16 protein-coding genes are annotated in these 19,698 nt (G+C 41.7%); 4 read left to right on the forward strand and 12 right to left on the reverse strand.

The window, feature by feature from the left end; all coding sequences use genetic code 11:
* Window positions 1-63: 63 nt before the first annotated feature.
* The gene (locus ID47_RS02110; RefSeq protein ID WP_038463348.1) at window positions 64-1,479 is read right to left on the reverse strand and encodes a hypothetical protein; all 1,416 of its coding nucleotides are present in this window, start codon (window positions 1,477-1,479) and stop codon (window positions 64-66) included.
* A gap of 386 nt (window positions 1,480-1,865) precedes the next feature.
* Window positions 1,866-2,090, reverse strand: coding sequence for a CDGSH iron-sulfur domain-containing protein (locus ID47_RS12255; RefSeq protein WP_075261544.1), 225 nt, complete (start codon window positions 2,088-2,090; stop codon window positions 1,866-1,868).
* A 155-nt stretch (window positions 2,091-2,245) separates the two neighbouring features.
* Between ID47_RS12255 and mutL the strand changes: the two genes are divergently transcribed.
* The gene (mutL, locus tag ID47_RS02120; protein WP_038463352.1) at window positions 2,246-4,087 is read left to right on the forward strand and encodes a DNA mismatch repair endonuclease MutL; all 1,842 of its coding nucleotides are present in this window, start codon (window positions 2,246-2,248) and stop codon (window positions 4,085-4,087) included.
* Window positions 4,074-4,601 (forward strand): demethoxyubiquinone hydroxylase family protein, encoded by a 528-nt coding sequence (locus ID47_RS02125; protein ID WP_038463354.1) that lies wholly within the window; start codon window positions 4,074-4,076, stop codon window positions 4,599-4,601. Before mutL ends, ID47_RS02125 begins: the two co-directional genes overlap by 14 nt.
* A gap of 601 nt (window positions 4,602-5,202) precedes the next feature.
* On the opposite strand, the gene ID47_RS11575 is transcribed toward ID47_RS02125, so the two are convergent.
* The 7 genes from ID47_RS11575 to ID47_RS02160 all read right to left on the reverse strand — a co-directional run bounded on the left by ID47_RS11575 (window position 5,203) and on the right by ID47_RS02160 (window position 12,585).
* Window positions 5,203-5,550, reverse strand: coding sequence for a helix-turn-helix domain-containing protein (locus ID47_RS11575; protein ID WP_051908439.1), 348 nt, complete (start codon window positions 5,548-5,550; stop codon window positions 5,203-5,205).
* A gap of 101 nt (window positions 5,551-5,651) precedes the next feature.
* On the reverse strand, window positions 5,652-6,203 hold the full coding sequence (locus tag ID47_RS02135) for a hypothetical protein (RefSeq protein ID WP_156956612.1): 552 nt from the start codon (window positions 6,201-6,203) through the stop codon (window positions 5,652-5,654).
* A 721-nt stretch (window positions 6,204-6,924) separates the two neighbouring features.
* Complete coding sequence (locus tag ID47_RS02140) at window positions 6,925-7,809, reverse strand: LysR family transcriptional regulator (protein WP_075261545.1); 885 nt, start codon at window positions 7,807-7,809, stop codon at window positions 6,925-6,927.
* Window positions 7,810-8,389: 580 nt separating this feature from the next.
* Window positions 8,390-9,241, reverse strand: a complete 852-nt coding sequence (locus tag ID47_RS02145; protein ID WP_038463360.1) for a hydroxymethylglutaryl-CoA lyase — start codon at window positions 9,239-9,241, stop codon at window positions 8,390-8,392.
* A gap of 11 nt (window positions 9,242-9,252) precedes the next feature.
* Window positions 9,253-11,133, reverse strand: a complete 1,881-nt coding sequence (locus tag ID47_RS02150; protein ID WP_038463362.1) for an acetyl/propionyl/methylcrotonyl-CoA carboxylase subunit alpha — start codon at window positions 11,131-11,133, stop codon at window positions 9,253-9,255.
* On the reverse strand, window positions 11,120-11,926 hold the full coding sequence (locus ID47_RS02155; protein ID WP_038463364.1) for an enoyl-CoA hydratase-related protein: 807 nt from the start codon (window positions 11,924-11,926) through the stop codon (window positions 11,120-11,122). The genes ID47_RS02150 and ID47_RS02155 overlap by 14 nt, the downstream gene beginning before the upstream one ends.
* A 158-nt stretch (window positions 11,927-12,084) precedes the next feature.
* Window positions 12,085-12,585 carry a hypothetical protein gene (locus ID47_RS02160; RefSeq protein WP_038463366.1) on the reverse strand — a complete coding sequence of 167 codons (501 nt, stop codon included), beginning with the start codon at window positions 12,583-12,585 and terminating at the stop codon, window positions 12,085-12,087.
* 210 nt (window positions 12,586-12,795) lie between these two features.
* Here ID47_RS02160 and ID47_RS02165 point away from each other — a divergent pair, with 210 nt between their 5' ends.
* The gene (locus ID47_RS02165) at window positions 12,796-14,574 is read left to right on the forward strand and encodes an alkaline phosphatase D family protein (protein ID WP_038463368.1); all 1,779 of its coding nucleotides are present in this window, start codon (window positions 12,796-12,798) and stop codon (window positions 14,572-14,574) included.
* A gap of 107 nt (window positions 14,575-14,681) precedes the next feature.
* Here ID47_RS02165 and ID47_RS02170 read toward each other — a convergent pair whose 3' ends face one another.
* The 3 genes from ID47_RS02170 to ID47_RS02180 form a co-directional block, all read right to left on the reverse strand.
* Complete coding sequence (locus ID47_RS02170) at window positions 14,682-15,149, reverse strand: hypothetical protein (RefSeq protein WP_156956614.1); 468 nt, start codon at window positions 15,147-15,149, stop codon at window positions 14,682-14,684.
* A gap of 240 nt (window positions 15,150-15,389) precedes the next feature.
* On the reverse strand, window positions 15,390-18,074 hold the full coding sequence (polA, locus tag ID47_RS02175) for a DNA polymerase I (RefSeq protein ID WP_038463372.1): 2,685 nt from the start codon (window positions 18,072-18,074) through the stop codon (window positions 15,390-15,392).
* Between the two features lie 73 nt (window positions 18,075-18,147).
* Window positions 18,148-18,870: a hypothetical protein gene (locus ID47_RS02180; RefSeq protein WP_038463374.1), complete on the reverse strand. Its 723-nt coding sequence runs from the start codon at window positions 18,868-18,870 to the stop codon at window positions 18,148-18,150.
* A gap of 185 nt (window positions 18,871-19,055) precedes the next feature.
* Here ID47_RS02180 and ID47_RS02185 point away from each other — a divergent pair, with 185 nt between their 5' ends.
* Window positions 19,056-19,640 carry a YqgE/AlgH family protein gene (locus ID47_RS02185; RefSeq protein ID WP_051908441.1) on the forward strand — a complete coding sequence of 195 codons (585 nt, stop codon included), beginning with the start codon at window positions 19,056-19,058 and terminating at the stop codon, window positions 19,638-19,640.
* The last annotated feature ends 58 nt before the right edge of the window (window positions 19,641-19,698 follow it).

Raw genomic sequence — 19,698 nt, forward strand, 5'->3', positions numbered from 1 at the left:
AGCTTTGATAAGTTGAGAATAATTAGTATTTTTCTTAGGCCTACCTGCTATTATTGTTGTTTATTATTGCGGCACCTTTACAGATGACAGCTGCTGCGAGTCTAATGAAGTAGCTGAGGCGGCTCTGAGCTGTAGTTGTAATTGTAGCCGTCGTAGTACTTGGAGAAGATCACTTTGCTGAGACTGCTGTCCTGTATGCGGTTGTGGAGTGACCTGTGGTTGAGGCTGTTGGACCGCTGCTACTCGGAATTGCTGAGTTTGTGGCTGTGGCTTCGGTGTCGCTACTCGAGGTTGCTGGGTTACTTGTGATTGAGCCGGTTGTCCTGTGCCCGGTTGGGACGTGGCCTGTGATTGAGTCTGTTGTTGTAGCTGTAACAGCTGTTGTAGCCGTCGTAGTACTTGGAGAGGATCACTTTGCTGAGACTGCTGTCCTGTATGCGGTTGTGGAGTGACCTGTGGTCGTGGCTGTTGGGCTGTCACTTGCACTTGCGGCTGCGTTTGTTGAGGTGCTACTCGAGGTTGCTGCTCAACTGGAGATCGCCTTTGTTGGGTCGCTACTCGAGGTTGCTGCTCAACTGGAGATCGCCTTTGTTGGGTCGCTACTCGAGGTTGCTGCTCAACTGGAGATCGCCTTTGTTGGGTCGCTACTCGAGGTTGCTGGGTCACTTGTGCTTGAACAGGCTGTCCAGCAGGTGATTGCGGAGTGACCTGTGGTCGTGGCTGTTGGGCTATGCCCAGTGAGAGAGTGTCCCCGGGAGTTGTCGGTTCTGCAGTTCCTTGAGAGGAAGAGATCTGGGGCGACTGTATCTGTTTTGCTGCTACATGCGATTGTTGCGCAACCGGGGATGATGACTGTTGTGTCACCATGCGGCGTGATTTTTTAGTTGATTGCAGTGGCGGCTGTTGGACCACTTGTGGTTGTGGCTCTATGCTACGCGGAGGTTGTGCTACTAGAGGTTCTAGATCTTCCCTCTGCTGATCCGATTGCCCTAAGGAAGCTTGCTGTTCGACTTTAGATCCCTCAGATGTTGACTGCAGTGCTAGCGGCGACCACATCAGGGATTGTCCTAATATTATTTGAGCCTCCTTAAGAGAGTGCCCATCAGCTTGTTGAGATTCACTGCGCAAACGATTCCCATCAGTTCTCTCCCATGGGTTGTCATGCATTTGGGGTATCAAGCTTGCTTCTAGTTGTTCTGCCAGGGTTACTTTTTCCTGCATAAAATAGTCTTCTTGATAAGCTTCTGAAAGTGAGCGTTTTTCCCTTACCGGCAAATATTCTTGCTGAAAAGCGAGCTCAATTAAACTTGCCTCTTCTATTAAACGTTGCGGTATTAAATGTTGTAGATTTAATTCTAATCCTGTTGTTGCAGCTTCTTCTCTATCCACTTTAACCCAACCATCAAATAGTAGATCATCACTAGCACTTACAAAGATAGTTGAAAGAGTAAAAGCGGATAATAATTGTAATTTATTCATAATGTTGTGATCCCTTTAGCATTATATTCAAAAATTCACACATCGGTAACTTAGACGTCTATTCTTTTAGTAGCTACAAGAATTTTACTGAATTTTTCTACAATGTTGACTATAAGATTTTTTTGTATAATTAACTGTTATTTTTGGTGCAATATTATGAATATCAAATAAATTTAAATAATAATCTTGTAGTCAATGGGGTGTTATAAGCAATAAGTGAGAGAGAACTACAATGAATCTCTAATAATCCAGATAGATAATCGAGACAGACGCATACCATTTCTTGAATATGCCACTGGCCAATGGACCATTCAGTTTTTTTAGCCTCAGCGGAAACTATCATGAAGGAATATGGTGAAGGTGAGGGCGGGGTTGCCCCTTTTCCCTTATTTATTATGACTCCCGTCACAGTAAGGAGGGTTCTGAGTTTTTTTACAGGCGCACAGCAAAGCTTTGGTAGAGGTTTCTACATAGAAGTGTAACGACCTTTTGTCCGTATTGGCGGTTTTATGGGCACCATCACAGAACGGCTCTTTCGCTGATAACCCACAGGTGCACCAGCAATATTTCTTGTCAGCTTCAAGGTCGACTTCAAAGGGGATATGTGTCATTATTATTTTCCCTGGATTTTAAAAATTATATATAGGTTAGAATAGAAATAGGGAAAAATTCAAGTGATAGGTATAAAGGTCAAAGATTATTGAGAAGTGCGTACACCTTGTAATGAGGCATGGATTCTTTTAAGGTGGTACAAAAGGAGTTATAAATGGCTGTTCGTTATTTAGATCAGACCCTCATTAACCAAATTGCTGCCGGTGAAGTTATTGAACGGCCAGCATCTGCTATCAAAGAACTGGTGGAAAATTCCATCGATGCCGGCGCAACGCGAGTTGACGTTATGGTGCGCGATGGTGGACGAACCTTGATTTCGATCACAGATAATGGTTCTGGGATGGTACGGGACGATCTCTTGCTCTGTGTGGAGCGTCATGCAACTTCCAAAATTCCAGACGGCGACTTATTTAATATCCGGACCTTAGGGTTTCGCGGTGAAGCTTTGCCGTCTATCGGATCGGTCAGCCGTTTGACCATTACAACTAAAAAAGATCAAGGGGAAGCGTGGCAGCTTAATGTGGAGGGAGGCGCTAAAGGCACACCTCAACCTGCTTCTTCTCCCAAGGGAACTCGCGTTGAAGTCCGAGACTTGTTTTATGCGACGCCAGCGCGCCTCAAATTTTTGAAATCTCCAACCACAGAATTAAATCACATTACTGATATTATTTATCGGCAGGCTTTGGCTAATGCAGATGTAGAGTTTACTCTGCGCCACGATGACCGGTCCATTATTAATTTTACCAGCGGAACAGATCGTTTTGATGGAATTTTGGGCAAAGATTTTCGGGCCAACGCTCTAACGGTTGACTTCCAGCGGGAAGATTCACGCTTAACTGGATGGATCAGTATTCCAACCTATAATCGCAGTAATTCTTCTGACCAGTATCTTTTTGTCAATGGGCGGCCTGTGAAAGATAAGTTATTTGCAACGGCTTTGAAAGTTGCCTATCAAGATGTTTTGGCTGGCAATCGATACCCCTGCGTTTCTTTGTTTTTAGAGTGTTCGCCGGAAGATGTGGATATTAATGTTCATCCGGCTAAGGCCGAAGTGCGATTCCGTGATCCTAACTTGATGCGCGGTTTTATCATTGCTGGTATCCGTGAAGCTCTAAAGGGGATGGCTTCCCGAACCTCAACCCATTTAAGTGACAAAGCTTTGATGGCCTTTGATAGCACGCTTGCACCAGCTGCACCTTTCGGATCGCCAACTTTCTCCAAGGGGAATTATGGGGATTTTCAACCACAGCCGCAATCACAGGTGCCTCCCCAACCGAAACTTAGCATGCCAGCACGATCGAGCTATACGCCCTTAGGGGAATCAAGATCTTCCTATATGGCACCCCGACCATCAATCGTTGCTCAAACAACTGCAGCGGTAGCTGAGTTTACTAAAGCCGAACAGCCTCATCACGATCATCCCTTAGGCTATGCAAAGGCACAAGTCCATGAAACCTATATCGTGGCTGAAACAACGGATGCCTTGGTGTTGGTGGATCAACATGCAGCGCATGAACGATTGGTTTATGAACGGATGAAGCATGATCTTGGCAGTGGGATGATTAAGGCGCAGGCTTTGCTGATTCCTACTGTGATTGAGCTGACAATTATGCAATTTAAAGTCTTACAAGATGTTTTGCCTGACCTCAACAAATATGGATTTCAAATTGAGAGTTTTGGTGATCAAGGTATTGTCGTGCGTGAAGTACCTTCTCTCTTGAATAAGTGTGACATTAAACAGCTAATGCTCGATCTTGCCAGCGAAATTCTAGAGCGGGAGACAGCCACAGCTGTTGAAGTTGCATTGCATGAAATTCTGGCTGATAAAGCTTGTAAAAATAGTATCCGAGCTGGACGCCGATTAAATCTTGACGAAATGAATGCGTTGCTACGAGAGATGGAAAAAACTCCCTTATCTAATCAGTGTAACCATGGTCGGCCAACGTTTATAAAATTAAGCAAAGCCGATATGGAGAAATTGTTTGAGAGAGCCTAAAAAACTGAGTAAAGAGCTAGAAGCAATGATCCGTGTTGATCAAGCCGGCGAATTTGGAGCAACGCGTATTTATGCGGGGCAGTTAGCGGTCTTAAAAAACTCGACTATTACACCAACACTTCAACATATGGCGGATCAAGAACAAGTTCATCTTAAAACTTTTAATGATCTATGCGTGACTCATGGTGTCCAACCGACGATTCTCCAACCCCTTTGGCACGTGGGTGGCTTCATGATGGGCGCTGTTACTGCTTTCATCAGTGAAAAAGCCGCGCACGCTTGTACCATCGCTGTGGAAGAAGTAATTGCTGACCATTATCAAAGCCAGTTAGATCGCTTGGGTCACAGGGAGCCTGAGCTAAGTTCAGTAATTGCTAAATTTCGGGATGAAGAGCTGGAACATAAAGATCATGCAGAGCAGGAAGGGGGGCGGGAAGCGCCAGCCTATCAGGCCATCACCTCCGTTGTGAAGAAAATTACTAAAACGGCAATTTGGTTGTCAGAGCGGATCTAGGCGCAGTATTGCCACCCCTCCCTTTTTTCGAGTAAGCGGATTGCGAGTGGCTCACTCTCCCTCTTTCCGGGCAAGCGTAGCGCGACCCGGAAACCATACCTGCCTCGGGAGGATAGCAAGGCTTAGGAAAGTATAGCTGTGATAAAGCCATACCGTCCCAAAAGAGAGGCATGGATTCCGGCTCAAGGCCGGAATGAGAGAGAACGCCACTATATGCTCTCTCCGGGTCACCCTTCGCTTGCCCGGAAAGAGGCTTTCCTTTCCCCGCCGCGAACTTGCTTCTCTCTTCTACTTTCCCGGCCGAAGAGCCGGGAACTCGAGCTGACAAGCGGTGGCCCCTATGATCTCGAGACCCCGGATCAAGTCCGGGGAATAAGTTCTTTTGTATGGCTACTATTTTACCATTTTCTCCCTTTTCCCGATCAACGAGCCGGGAACTCGAGCTGACAAGCGGTGGCCCCTATGATCTCGAGACCCCGGATCAAGTCCGGGGAATAAGTTCTTTTGTATGGCTACTATTTTACCATTTTCTCCCTTTTCCCGATCAACGAGCCGGGAACTCGAGATAACAAGCGGTAACCCCCTATGATCTCTTATTTTTCTATATAATCTTTACATCCGAAACCGTTCCATAAAGCTCACAAAGTTTAAGTTGGACTTTTTGTCCTTTTAAGTTTTCATAAACAAGCCAGTTCCCATGCTCGGTCAGGCAGATTGATACACCCTCTAGGCCGTCGAAAAAGAAGTTGGGTGTAACAGAGAGCACCTTACACAGTTGGTAGAGGCGGTAAGAGGGTAGTCTATCAGCTCCCCGTTCATATTTAGATAACTGCTGCGGCGTAATCTTAAGCAACTTGGCTAATTCATGCTGCTTAAGGTTTAAAGACAGCCGTCTTTTCTTAATTTGTTGGCCAATATGGGCTTCTATGGAGGACAATTTTGAGTTCATAGTATAACAACTACCTTTTAAATTTTTTGTAAACAAAGGGTCTCCAGGCCCAGAAAACCTGGTTCCTTTAGCAATAAAATCTTTGTTAATTTAGGGGACTTTTAAATGGCTGTTTTATGCTGAGACGCTTTCGGAAAAGCAATCACATTTCCAACTTGGCGTACAGTGGTATCTTTCTTATGAAGTGAAAGAAAACTTAAGACTGGGGCATTTGTTCGATCGGCACTTTGTAAATATTTTCTCACCACTAAATCTGTCTTTTGATGAGCCCACAATCTTTGGTGCAGTTGAACTGTCATGCTTTCCATGGTTTCAAAGAACTCATCCCCTATTATTAGCGTCAATAGCTGGCGTTTTCCATGAATGGTGGTATGGGTAGAGATGGAGTGGAAGAGGTTTTTCAACGCTGTTAAATGATCGGCTTCGTAGGGAGAAAGCATAAAATTAACCTCTTGCTTGTTAAAGCGTTGAGCGCAGAAGGCAATTAAATCTAACCCTTGAAGCACCATTTCAATCAACGCCGCATCATACAAGGGTTGAGAGAGATCACCTAAATAGGACTCTTCTTCAAGCGTAAAACTGCTGATGCGTAAAGAATCCGGAGAAGGTTGAATTGTTATCGCTAAAGAGAACGAGGTCTGTGACTGATGCAATGTTAATATCAACCCGCTGGCGTTACCGAACAGTTAAGCTCATAGGAAAAAGCCAGCTCTTCCGTCTGCCAAGATGTAACGTAATTTTTTAAGATGCTTAACATATTTATCCTCTTTAGTTTGGTCATCATATTTCTTTAAAAAGTATTAGTGTCTTGCTGTAATTAATGAATTTTTTCTAAGACGACTAATACTAAGGTGGGATCTGGGGTATAAAATTTCTTTATAACTGAAACAGAAAAACCTTGGTTTTCCGCCAAAAATAGAGCAGAAGAAGGAATGCAACGGTAAAAGCATAAAAAAAATAAGTTAATAAAATTTTGAATAAAAAATTTAGCTTTAAAAAAATTATTATGGATAATAAGGGGTATACTTTTTGCCTATTACCCCCAATATTTAAAAATTATTGTTTTAATAAACAAGTAAATATATTTAAAAAATTGATATTACAAAAATTATAAATTTTTTGGGTTAAAAGTATACGGAAAGAGAAAAATTTTTCCAAAATTGTAGGGGGGCAATGTTGACTTTTACTCCTTAAAGCGATACTAAATAAGCGTATAATTGAAAAAGACCATAAATTCAACTAAGGGTTGATAATTAAATAAGAAGGAGAAAAGTTATGCGTAAAATACAATTAGAAAATTTTAGACAACAGCCCAGCTTATGTATTTCTGTAGTTAAGTAGATAGTGTAAAATAAAAAAGTACCTATAAATTTTTTATTTTCCTCTTTTAGATAAATACTCCAATAATAGATTAATTTTTTTTGAGCTTTTTCTTGTTTTAGGGAATATAAAATATATAGGGGTTTCAGGACCCTTTACTGCCGGTAAAACTTCTATAAGACCACTATCTAGTATGATTGAATAATTGGGAAGTTCAACAATTCCTAACCCCTGTATGGCACTGCGCAGCATTCCATGCAGGGAATCTATTTCAAAATAAGATTTCCGAGGTAAATTCCTATCTGTATTACCTAGGTTTAATACCCAGTTTATACTACCATAGGGTGAATAATGATTTCCTTTATAGGTAATAAGATGGTGATTATCTAAATCTTGGGGAGTTTGAGGCGTACCATATTTCTTTATATAAGAGAGGCTAGCAAATAATCGTACCTGAACAGTAAATAAATGCTGCTGAATAAGGTGAGGTTGCTGCGGAACAGGAGTTAGGATGGCTATATCTCCTTCCTGCAAGTTAATATTTTCACTTCTTAAAAGTATACGGATATTTATTTTAGGATGTTTTTTCAAAAAATCTGTTAAATGAGGGACTAACCATTCAGCACCAACAAAAGGAGTAGTAATAATTTTTATTTCTCCTTCTGCTTCTTCCTCTTTTTCGTGAAAATTTTTTTCAAAATTATCTGTTTGCTCAAGCATTTTTTCGGCAAAAGCATATAACCTTTCTCCTTGGGCGGTAAGTCTTACTCCTGCTGGAAGACGTTCAAACAGCTGTGTTTTAAGATTATATTCTAAATCACCAATTAAAACACTGAGAGAAGGTTGGCTCACATTAAGTTTTGCGGCAGCTTTTGTCATGCTGCCTTCTCGAGCCACCATATAAAATGGTCTTAATTTAGACAGATCTAGTGGTCTCATGGTTAAGGTCCGATTTATTTAATCAATATGTATTAATTCTTATATTAAAATGAATTTTTAAAATAAAGGTTAATTTCATGAAGGCGTATGATTAAATATTTTTTCACAATGTACTTCCTTTCCCGGCCGAAGAGCCGGGAACTCGAGATAGCAGACAATTGCCCTTGTGAGATCGAGACCCCGGATCAAGTCCGGGGAATAGGTCTTTTTTTATTGATACTTCCTTTCCCGGCCGAAGAGCCGGGATCTCGAGATAACAGACAATTGCCCTTGTGAGATCGAGACCCCGGATCAAGTCCGGGGAATAGGTCTTTTTTATTGATACTTCCTTTCCCGGCCAAAGAGCCGGGATCTCGAGATAACAGACAATTGCCCTTGTCAGCTCGAGACCCCGGATCAAGTCCGGGGAATAAGTTCTTTTTTTATTGATACTTCCTTTCCCGGCCGAAGAGCCGGGATCTCGAGATAGCAGACAATTGCCCTTGTCAGCTCGAGGCCCCGGATCAAGTCCGGGGAATAGGTCTTTTTTATTTATTCTCTTTTACTTTCCCGACTCTTCGGCTGGGAAAGGGGCAAAAAACTACCGATTCAAGACAAATTGTCTTGCAACTTCAATAGCCTTAGCATTTAAAGTATGATTTAAATTCTTGCGATTGAGAAAGGCAAGGACTAATTCTGTTGCGACATTGCCTTTGGCATTAGCTCCACCATAGGGGCATCCCCCTAATCCAGTGATTGCACTATCGACAATATAGACACCGTTTTCAATGGCGGCTTCAATATTATCGATTGCTCGACCATAGGTATCGTGGCAATGGATGGCAAGATTGTTAATAGGAACACGCGTTTTAACCGCCTTAATCATTGCAACTGTAGTTTCAGGCGTCCCTTTGCCAATGGTGTCTCCTAAAGAGATCTCGGCGCAACCCAATTGCCATAACCGGTCTGCTACTTCCGCTACTTTTTCTGGGAAGGTCGGGCCGGAATAAGGGCATTCAATGGCACAGGATATATAGCCTCGAACTCTTAAGTTTTTCCGGTTGGCCTCAGCCATAATGGGTTGAAAACGCTCAAAACTTTCTTCAATAGAGCAATTGATATTCTTTTTATTAAAGTCTTCTGATGCTGCGGTAAAAATTGAAATATTGCGGACATTTTGAGTGATCGCCAACTCCATTCCCTTTTGATTCGGAACTAAAGTTGAGTAGCGGCAATTCTCAGATTTCTCAATTCGCTGAAAAACTAAGGCTGTATCCGCCATCTGAGGAACCCAGGTCGGTGAGACAAAACTCCCCACCTCAATTTCATCAAACCCACAGGGAGTGAGATAATTAATCAGTCGGACTCGTTCTTCCACAGTCCAAATGTTTTTTTCATTCTGCAACCCATCGCGCGGGCCAACTTCAACAATTTTGATTTGAGGAGTGGACATGATTTTATGCCTTATGCTGCTATGACTCGGGCGAGTTCAGCGCCTTCATTCACAAAATCTCCCGTATTGTAAAATACAGTTTCAACAATGCCGTCAAAAGGGGCCCGAATTGTGTGTTCCATTTTCATGGCCTCTAAAATCAATAAGGGAGTCCCAGTCGAAACCTTCTCGCCAACCTGCGTCACTACGGAAATCACTCGGCCTGGCATGGGGGCATTGAGTTTTTGATCGGTAGCGTTAGGTTCATCTAAATAATGATCCGCATTATAGGTGGTAGCGCTATAAATCTTGCCATTATAGCTGAGACTAACGGCGCCTGGTTCATGATCGATCAGCATCGCTTTATAAGGAAGCTCTTCCCCAGTAACCGTCATTTCAACTATTTCTCCCTGGCATTCAAAGCGAACTTGATGGGTGCCATGGCTCATATGGCGCCAATTATCCAGTATATCCCACGGAGAGGAACCAGAGATCGGTCGACTCTTTACAAGTTCTTTGGCCAATAATTCTTTAACAGTTGCATCAGGCTTTGGCGTTGCCAGGAGCTCAGTCATCGTATGATCAAGATAGGCAATATTTGGTAAGCAATCACGGATATCTGGATTTTGCAAAAGCTCAATCAAGAACTCACGGTTGGTCTTAACCCCTTTGAGTTTCAAATCTATTAAAGCTTGGACAAGCGTCTGCATTGCCGCTTTCCGGTTCTCTCCATAGGCAATAAGTTTAGCCAACATTGGATCATAGAAAATACTGATCTGGTTGCCAGGGGCATAACCATTATCCAGGCGCACAGTATCTGATGTGGTGAGAGATAAATCGGTTATTTTCCCAATGGATGGCAAGAATCCTTGGGTTGGATCTTCTGCATACAGCCGCACTTCAATAGCATGGCCGCTGGGCTGAAGGTGTTCTTGCTGAACGGGCAGAGGATATCCCTCGGCAGTACGAATCTGCCACTGGACAAGATCCAACCCCAGAATCATTTCCGTGACTGGATGTTCTACCTGGAGACGGGTGTTCATTTCTAAGAAGTAGTAACTGCCTTTCGCATCAACCAAGAACTCAACAGTGCCAGCGCCAACATAGTTAACTGCCTTAGCGATAGCAATTGCATCCCGGTGTAAGCCGGCGCGGGTTTCATCTGATAGACCAATCGCCGGGGCTTCCTCCACAACTTTTTGGTGACGTCGCTGCAGTGAACAATCCCGTTCTGATAAGGTTAGTATCATTCCTTGTTGATCACCAAAGACCTGCAGTTCAATATGACGCGGGTCAATAATATATTTTTCCAGCATAACGGCGGCATTACCAAATGCCCCTTGGGCTTCCCGTTGACAACTTGCCAGGGCGGCTGCAAATTCTGACGCCTCATCCACACGGCGCATCCCTTTGCCCCCGCCACCGTGGGTTGCCTTAATTAAAATAGGAAAACCAATTTCTTTGGCTTTTGTCAGCAAGAATGCCTCAGATTGGTCGGGTCCCATGTACCCTTTAATGGTTGGAATACCCACTTTTTCAGCAATGATTTTAGCTTCACTTTTGGATCCCATGGCACGAATAGCAGCAGAAGAGGGGCCAATGAAAATGATACCAGCTTTGGCCAGGGTATCGGCAAAGTCTGCGTTTTCTGACAAAAATCCATATCCTGGATGGACAGCATCAACCTGTTCGTCTTGGCAGATTTTAATAATCTTTTCTATATTCAGATAGCTTTCTTTTGCTTCAGACGCACCCAGGCTGACAGCTTTTGTTGCCATACTGACAAAGGGCAACTCTTTATCGGCATCAGAATAAATAGCAATGGTTTCAATCGCTAGCTTTTTGCAGGTACGAATGATACGGCAAGCAATTTCGCCCCGATTGGCAATCAGAATTCGATTAATTTGAGTCATGGGTTGTGATCCAATTTGGTTGGCGTTTTTCCAAAAAAGCTTTGAGTCCCTCTTGACCGTCAGCCGACGCTCGCGCATCGGCAATTGCAGTCGCCGTCATGATCGACAAATCGGGCGTAAGGGGGCGGGATTCAACGGCCCTAAATAGCTTTTTGGTTGAGGATTGAGCAGCGGGACTTCCTTTGAGAAGATTATCCACCATCTGCGTGGTGAGGGTATCAATCTGATCTGCAGGAACGGCATAATGGACTAAGCCACTTTGGAGAGCTTCATCCGCTAATAGAAGTTGAGCCGTTAAAGCATACTGACGGGCCTTACGTTGACCAATGGCATTAATAATATAGGGCGAAATAACCGCTGGGATAATGCCGAGACGAACCTCAGTCAATGAAAACGTCGCATCTTGACTGGCAATCGCAATATCACAGGTGGCTACAAGACCAACACCGCCGCCATAGGCGCCTCCTTGCACAACAGCAATGGTGGGTTTGCAACAGCTATCAAGAGTTTCAAATAATGTCACTAAGCGTTGCGCATCCTCAATATTTTGCTCATAAGTAAAGTTTGCCATTTCTTTCATATAGGTAAGATCGGCACCAGCACAGAAAACTTTTCCCTGACCTTTTAGAATGAGAACTCTAATGTTAGGATTTTGATTGCAATCTCTGATCACTTTTGTCAATTCGGATATAAGAGTAACGTTTAAGGCATTCCGAACCTCGGGACGGTTGAGAGTAATGGTTGCGCAGCCATTAGCTTGAATGTCAAGTAACACAGGGGGATGGTGAGTCATTGTCGATAATTTGTGACGATGGGTCTTATTAAAAATCTATCGTATTTTCTTAATGAAGTCGAGATAACAAATGGAATAGGCATAATTTCAAACCCTGGGAAAAAGGGGGCCCAATTGGATCCCCTTTGCTTTGAGTAATAAATAGACTATTTCAATAGTTATTCTGTATACTCTTCACCATACTCCGAAGAATATTCTTCGTGTTGTGCATGGACAGCGTTACATGCTTCAGTTAGTTTTCCTTTTGTTAGTGATTTTCCAACAGCGCTGCAGAGCACTGTGAAAAGCTTTTGGCTAATAGGGTCATTGCCTGTTCCTTTGACAATTTGACGGCCTAAATGTTCTTGAATGCTTTCATTCCCATAAGATTTAGTTTGCATATTCAATCCAAACCGGCGGGCTGCTTTCCTCACGCAGGTGGACCCATTAAATCCTTCTATGCCATCACATATAAGGGCGCATGTGGATGCAAAGTTCTTTGATATACTGCAACCTATCCCTTCAAATTTGCGGCAAATACCGCCCGATTTACAAATAGCATGGGTGGCACCTGGCTTTATGGACTGCGTTATGACTGTCACAGGATTGACTGCTGCATCTGCACCTGAAATACCAGTAAACACAAAGGCCGCAGCGGCTAAAAATTTTCTGAAACCCATTTTTTACTCCTTGCAATAAAATAAATTACCCCCTTGATTGCGTGCCTTTATCACAAGCTAATTTTATCCCTGACGCAGTGCACACGTCTTATTAATAGATGATATTCATTTAAATTAAGTTAATTATTAACGTAAAAATCAAAAAATAATTCTATCGGTTTTAACTATAATATAAAGAATATTAGGGAAGACTATTAATGTAATCTTATTATGTTTACCATTAATTTTGGAGAGAAACCGATGATAAGGCAATTGCGCCATTGTGCATTTATAGCATCTTTAACTTATAGTTGTCTTGCGACTGCCGTTGATACGGATGATATACTTGAGCTTACTCTTGAGAAACCCAAAGCTGTGATTATGGGAGAGGTAGCAAAAGACCGTATACGATTTAATGTGTGTGCCAATCCAACATCAGAGCTATGTTATGGTGCTTTACAATATCGTTTAGCTGGTGAGGAAGACTGGGAGAATACCATAACTTTTCCATTAGCCAGGAGTCAGCACTATTCTGATGCGGTTGATATTAAAGAGTTAAAACCTGAGAATAAATACGAATATCGCATTGGAACTTTTCACATTCGTGATCAGTCTATATTACCGAACGTCAAATTAATTTGGAATGACCAAAGTAATCCTAATTATGAACAGGATATATTTTATTCCTATGAAGATTTTGTCGGCAAAAAGGATCTAAGTTTTCTTTTTGGATCTTGCCAGTATGATGGCCCTTTGCTCGATAAACTGGAAAAATCTCCACTAGCATTGCTCAATTTACTCATGAAAATTAAGCCCCTTCGGAACATAGGCTTCTTTACGAAGTTGACTAAACTCCCTGGCTATAAAAGTAAAATTAGCAACACTCAGCTTGGGATTATGATTGAACTTCTTGCCTTAGCTGAACAAGAAGGGACATTTATTCGGACTGACGATAGCGAAATCTTCAAAACTATCCGGGAGTATGCTGAAAAAAATAATATACAACTGCGTGGTTTTATGGATATGGGGGATACTTATTATCGCGACTGGTTAAACATATATGGTGGTGCCCAAAACACAGAAGAGGTTTATGCTCTTATTTTGAACGCTATTACAACGGCTGGTCGCTATGAAATCCAAAAGACAATGCCAACGCTGGTGCAGATAGATGACCACGCCTTTAAAGATAATTTCACAAGAAATGATTTAATAGGGCAAAATTATTCTTTGTTTGCTGATTCTTGCTGGCGGATGGCAGATATGGTGCAGCGTCAGATGAATATTTATGATCCCGAGACGAAGCAAATTGGCTATCGATGGAGCGAAACAAGCTTATGGGGATTGCCTGTCTTTATTGGTGATTTTCGATCTGAAATGATCCCAGGATTGGCAAAAATTTCAACGGCTCAACAAACAGCACTTGAGAAATTCTTAATCAAGTGGGGAAGTTATCCGAAAGTTATCCTCAGTCAAGTGCCAATTGGACCCGATGATACAAGCAAGGATACAAGCGATAAGTGGGGCGATGCTGGCTATCAGATAACTCGCAATAAAATTCTGAATTATCTGTATAGCAATAAAATCAAGAATACTTTCTGGTTAGGCGGAGACATTCATAGCGGTTTATTTGCGGATGTGGTCCATACGAGTAAGCCAATCAATGAAAATAGTTTGCGCAGCTTTCCCCGAGTAACGGATGAAACTGAAAGCGAAGTTAGTATGAAAAATATCGTGCTTGCAGAAGCTGTTGCATCTCCCTTTAATTGGCCGATCCAGTTTGAGTCTATGGTTTTAGATCCATTTATACCTTTAGGTGAATCAGATAAAGGGCATTTTTGTGTTGTAAATCAAAGTTCGCTGGTGAAGAAAAATCATGGAGGAATCTTTAAACTATCCGATGATGGGATGAAAGTTGAAATTGCCTTATTGACCAACTCTCCCGACAATCCATCGGGCGAAGTGGTATTAAAGAAAGTTTATCAACTTGTACCTTATGAATCCAAAATGTGACTTTAACGTGATTTAAAAAAGAAGAGGGGGATCTTTATAATCCCCTTCTTTTATTTTTTAAACGCATTATTTATAAAATTGCAATATAGATTGATCATAAAGGCTTTTTAATCTTCTTCGTCTTTCCATCCTAATTCTTTTCTAAGAAAGTCTAAATCCTCATCTGTAATGTGCTCATTACTTTCTATAAGAGCTTCTCGCGAGGAATTCATTATAGCCTCTATAAACTCTTTAGCACGCGGATTCCCTTGTTGCATATGTTCTTTGGCTTTCAATATACCAGCTTGGTAATTTACAGGATAGTTAAACATCCCCCCGGTTAATGTCGCCACTTCTAATCTAAACACTGCTTCAGGGTTTTGCTGATTTGCTGCTTCTTGACAAAGACTTTTTGCTATAATCACGTCTTTTGGCAATCCAATATTCCAAATCCCTGAATAAACTTTACTGAGAGTAAGTAAAGCCTCCGGAGGTTTTTGAGCAGCAGAAGATAAAATATAGTTTTTTGCTTCATTTAAAGCGTTGTCTTTAAACTTAATAAAATACATTTTATATTGTGTACCTGAATGTCCCAATGCTGCAGCATACCCTAAATAGTCAGGAATTTTCTTGTATTCATAAAACTTTCTTTCTCTAACTTATTTTTAATTCTATTGGGGAAGATAAGAGATATATTGCATCCTCTAAAATATAGTCAGTATTTCAATGAATAAATGAAAGAGAACATCTATATAAATTTCCTATCTACCATTTTTCTGACGAGAAGTTAAATTTTAAGGATTTGAGAATAATTTATATTACCCCTTTCTTCCGCTTTAATGGGCTTCGTCCCAGTTATTGCCCACTCCCACGCCGACCACCAAGGGGACGCGTAAATAAGCAATACTTTCCATCACGTTCTTAATGAGTTTTGATGTTTCCTCAACTTGGGATTCTGGAATTTCAAAGATCAATTCATCATGGACTTGCAATAACATGCGCCCCCCTAAATTATGATCTTTTAAGACTTGCGGAATGCGATGCATCGCCATCTTAATAATGTCAGCATTGGTGCCCTGCAGCGGGGCGTTAATTGCTTGACGTTCAGCCGCTTGGCGTACGGCCCCATTCTTATCTTGAATCCCTAAGATATAACATTTACGCCCAAATAGGGTTTTGACATATCCATGTTGGCGGGCAAATTCTTTTTGATACTCCATATAAGCTTGGATGCCGGGATATTTCTCGAAATAATGCGCAATATAACGCGCTGCTTCAGATTGTGGAATATCAAGCTGTTGAGCCAGACCAAAAGCACTAATTCCATAAATAATACCAAAGTTGATAGCCTTGGCTTTGCGGCGCAAATCCCCTGTAATTTGATCCATCGGGACACCAAACATTTCGGATGCTGTTGTCACATGAATATCCTGTCCTTGGCAAAAGGCTTGAGATAATTGGGGTACTTCAGCCATATGACACAGCAATCGTAATTCAATTTGTGAATAGTCCAAGGATACCATTTTCCAATCTGTTTGCGGAATAAAGGCTTGGCGAATTTGTCGACCCCGCGCTGTTCGAATGGGAATATTCTGTAAATTTGGCTCCGAAGAGGAAAGACGACCTGTCGACGTTAAGGCCATGGAATAGGAAGTATGAATGCGTTGGGTTTTTTTATTGATACTGTTTAGAAGGCCATCCACATAGGTTGATTTCAGCTTGGCAAGTTCGCGCCAGTCTAACACAACTTTCGGTAATTCATAGCCATTTTCAACGAGCTTTTCTAAAACATCAGCATCCGTGATATAGCTCCCCGTTTTTGTTTTTTTGGGCACTGGTAGTTTTAGTTCATCAAACAAAATTTCACCAAGTTGCTTTGGCGATCCTACATTAAAAGCGCGGCCCGCCAATTCATAGATACGCCGTTCTAAGCGTTGCATTTCTTCGGTAAATTCTTGACCTAATCTAAACAATAGTTGTTGATTAGCCCGGACGCCGGTCAATTCCATATCAGCAATAATGGGAATGAGAGGGCGTTCAATGCGTTCATAAACAGTTGTCATTTTTTCTTGTGCTAGGCGCGGCTGTAGGTGTTCATATAATCGAAGGGTGATATCCGCATCTTCGGCTGCATAAGTTGTCGCAAGACCGATGTCGACCATATCAAATGTCTTTTGATTCTTTCCCGTTCCCACTACATCATTATATTTGATGGTCGTGTGTTGTAGGTGGCGTTCCGCAAGCTCATCCATTCCATGGCGGTGGCGGCTACCATCTAAAACATAGGAAATTAGCATGGTGTCCGTGATGGGGGTAACCTCTACCCCATATTTATGCAATACACCCAGATCATATTTAATGTTCTGTCCCACCTTCAAAATAGCAGGATCCGTTAGAAGGGGTTGCAATAAATCAAACGCTGTTTTCTCATCAAGTTGTTGAGTCGCTTCCTGATGATTCAAGGGGATATAATAACCGTAGCCAGCGGTATGAGATAAAGATATGCCCACAAGTTTAGCATCCATAATATTGAGGGAGGTGGTCTCAGTATCAAAAGCAACATAGGGCTTGCTTAAGCAGTCTTGCACAAGGGATTTTAACTGATCTGCCGTGCGAATTGTTATATAGGTTGTCGTGACAGCAGCTGGCTTATCAATAGAGAGTTGTTTGTCAATGCGGGCAATCAGGCTCGTAAATCCTTGGTATCGCATGAAATCTTTTAGATGAATTGCGTCTGGATCTCGAGGAATCATTGTCTTAATTTCCGCTGGTAGCGGTGCAGAATCACATAAAGTGACAAGCTTTTTGGAAATGCGAGCATTCTCAGCATTTTCCAGTAAACTTTGACGACGTTTCGGCTGCTTAATTTCATGGGTTCGCTCAAGCAGAGCTTCTACGCTGCCGAATGTATTAATGAGCTCCGCCGCCGTTTTGATCCCTATACCCGGAACACCAGGGATATTATCAGTAGCGTCGCCCGCTAACGCTTGAACTTCAATGACTTTATTAGGGAAGACGCCAAATTTTTCAAAAACTTCTGTTTCAGCAATTTTTTTATTCTTAATAGGGTCAAGCATGATAATGCCGTCGCCAATAAGTTGCATTAAATCTTTATCGGATGAAACAATAATGACAGAAAATCCTTGCTCGGTGGCGGATTTTGCATAACTTGCAATCAAATCATCGGCTTCAAAACCTTCTAATTCAATGGAGGGAACATTAAAGGCTTCGCAAGCTTCTCTGATGATGCTGAATTGTGGGATTAAATCTTCAGGAACAGGCGGGCGATGGGCTTTATAATCCGGGTAAATCTCTTGACGAAAAGTTTCCCGAGCCGCATCGAAAATAACAGCAAGATAGCTTGCTTCTTGTTGTGCTTGCTCAATCTGTTTCATCAACATGGTGCAAAAACCATAAACCGCACCAACATGAGTCCCATCAGTACGACGAAGGGGGGGAAGAGCATGATAGGCTCGAAAAATAAAGCCTGAACCATCAATTAAAATTAGTTTTTTTGCCATTTTCTTCTCCCACCCTTAAAAATGCTAAATTTAGTTTTAGCATTTAAGAGGGCAAGAGTCGAGAAAAGGTTATCTATTCACCTTTGATGTGTTTTTTCATCAAATCAATTATTTTTTCATGAGATTCAAGATAAGCGAGAGTTATCTTTTGGGTGAGATCAACTTTAATGGCGCCTAATTCAATCTCTGTGTGTGTATTTAATTGCTGGGATTGTACTCGTTCTAGAGTCGAAGCGATTGTGCCGATTATTGCATCAAGGGTATTTTGAGAGTTCGCTGCACCGTCTCGGGTGAGAAGATTGTTGGTGGAAAGAGGGCTGATTTGTGTCTGGATGACGGGGAGATCAATCCCATAGTCAGCGATAAAATTCTGGGTGAACGCTTGATTAAGAATGGGGAGAAGAACCATATGAATCCCAGAATTTATGGCAGTAAATTCCATATTAAATAACTTGCGTTCGTGTTTCCCTATAGTGCATGAATTAGCTCCAATTGCTAAGGTTTTTGCTCTGGCGAGCTCTTGAATTGCGCTTTCTAAATTTAGTATGAAATTCTTTGCGTCGCGGTGATTCTCAATTAATTTTTTATTAGATTGCTCATTGGAGTTGAGGAGAGTCAACTGATTTTTTGTATGAGTTATGGTGATATCTCCTCCCTTCATATAAGCATTAATTTTTGGATCATCAGTTAAAGCAGCGGGCGGGATTGATTCTAGGAAACTACTTAAGTCCATGGCGGAACTTGACATAATAAATTGCCCTGCTAATAGAGCCGAGGATAAAAATTTTAAAATCATCAGTAAATCCTTGTCAGTTAAATAATATACTTTTTAAGTCTAACGAGGTTCTTATTAAATTTAAAAGAAGCAATTAAATCGTTAATAATAAGTTAATATTAATTTTTTATGAGACGTTAAGTAAACTTAAAGGTTTTTCCATCTATGATTTTAATATAAGAGATATTAGACAGGATGTCGGTAGTATGTATCAAGATGATGACCAAATTGAGCGTGGATTTTTAACAGGCAAGCTATTAATTGCTATGCCTTTTCAGGAAGATCCCAGATTTTATCAGTCCGTTATTTATATTTGTGGCCATGATGATACAGGTGCTATGGGATTGATTGTGAACAAACCTTTATTAACGGTTGAATTTTCTGATTTGTTAGAACAATTAGGAATTGAGCACACCAAAAAATTAGTGCCTAATCTTCCTATTTACTATGGGGGGCCTGTTGAAGTAGGTCGTGGGTTTGTGTTGCATACACCCGATTACTTATCCGATTCTAGTGTTGTTATTGATGGTGATTTTGCCCTAACAGCCACTGTGGACGTTTTGCGAGCTCTGTCCCATAACCATGGTCCCGTCAAGAGTATGATGGCCCTCGGCTATGTAGGCTGGGGGACCGGGCAACTTGAACAGGAAATTAACAATAATGAATGGTTAGTCCTAGAGGCAACCCCTGATCTTGTGTTTGATGACAATTACGAAGGGTTGTGGCGAGCTGCGATGTTATCTATTGGCATCAATCCTAACAATATCACCATAGATTTTGGACACGCTTAGAAGCCCCCTTATCAGATAACTCTACCTTTTAATTTGTGAGGATGTTCAACTTATTGTG

The organism is Candidatus Paracaedibacter acanthamoebae, assembly GCF_000742835.1.
GTDB lineage: Bacteria > Pseudomonadota > Alphaproteobacteria > Paracaedibacterales > Paracaedibacteraceae > Paracaedibacter > Paracaedibacter acanthamoebae.

What these genes read in the sequence shown, in the direction of transcription:
- ID47_RS02110 (WP_038463348.1), bottom strand. Translation starts at nt 1,479, where the DNA reads ATGAATAAATTACAATTATTATCCGCTTTTACTCTTTCAACTATCTTT.
- ID47_RS02180 (WP_038463374.1), bottom strand. Translation starts at nt 18,870, where the DNA reads ATGATTTTAAAATTTTTATCCTCGGCTCTATTAGCAGGGCAATTTATT.
- ID47_RS02160 (WP_038463366.1), bottom strand. Translation starts at nt 12,585, where the DNA reads ATGGGTTTCAGAAAATTTTTAGCCGCTGCGGCCTTTGTGTTTACTGGT.
- ID47_RS02165 (WP_038463368.1), top strand. Translation starts at nt 12,796, where the DNA reads ATGTTTACCATTAATTTTGGAGAGAAACCGATGATAAGGCAATTGCGC.
- ID47_RS02145 (WP_038463360.1), bottom strand. Translation starts at nt 9,241, where the DNA reads ATGTCCACTCCTCAAATCAAAATTGTTGAAGTTGGCCCGCGCGATGGG.
- ID47_RS02185 (WP_051908441.1), top strand. Translation starts at nt 19,056, where the DNA reads ATGTATCAAGATGATGACCAAATTGAGCGTGGATTTTTAACAGGCAAG.
- ID47_RS02150 (WP_038463362.1), bottom strand. Translation starts at nt 11,133, where the DNA reads ATGACTCAAATTAATCGAATTCTGATTGCCAATCGGGGCGAAATTGCT.
- ID47_RS02155 (WP_038463364.1), bottom strand. Translation starts at nt 11,926, where the DNA reads ATGACTCACCATCCCCCTGTGTTACTTGACATTCAAGCTAATGGCTGC.
- ID47_RS02140 (WP_075261545.1), bottom strand. Translation starts at nt 7,809, where the DNA reads ATGAGACCACTAGATCTGTCTAAATTAAGACCATTTTATATGGTGGCT.
- ID47_RS11575 (WP_051908439.1), bottom strand. Translation starts at nt 5,550, where the DNA reads ATGAACTCAAAATTGTCCTCCATAGAAGCCCATATTGGCCAACAAATT.
- mutL (WP_038463352.1), top strand. Translation starts at nt 2,246, where the DNA reads ATGGCTGTTCGTTATTTAGATCAGACCCTCATTAACCAAATTGCTGCC.
- polA (WP_038463372.1), bottom strand. Translation starts at nt 18,074, where the DNA reads ATGGCAAAAAAACTAATTTTAATTGATGGTTCAGGCTTTATTTTTCGA.
- ID47_RS12255 (WP_075261544.1), bottom strand. Translation starts at nt 2,090, where the DNA reads ATGACACATATCCCCTTTGAAGTCGACCTTGAAGCTGACAAGAAATAT.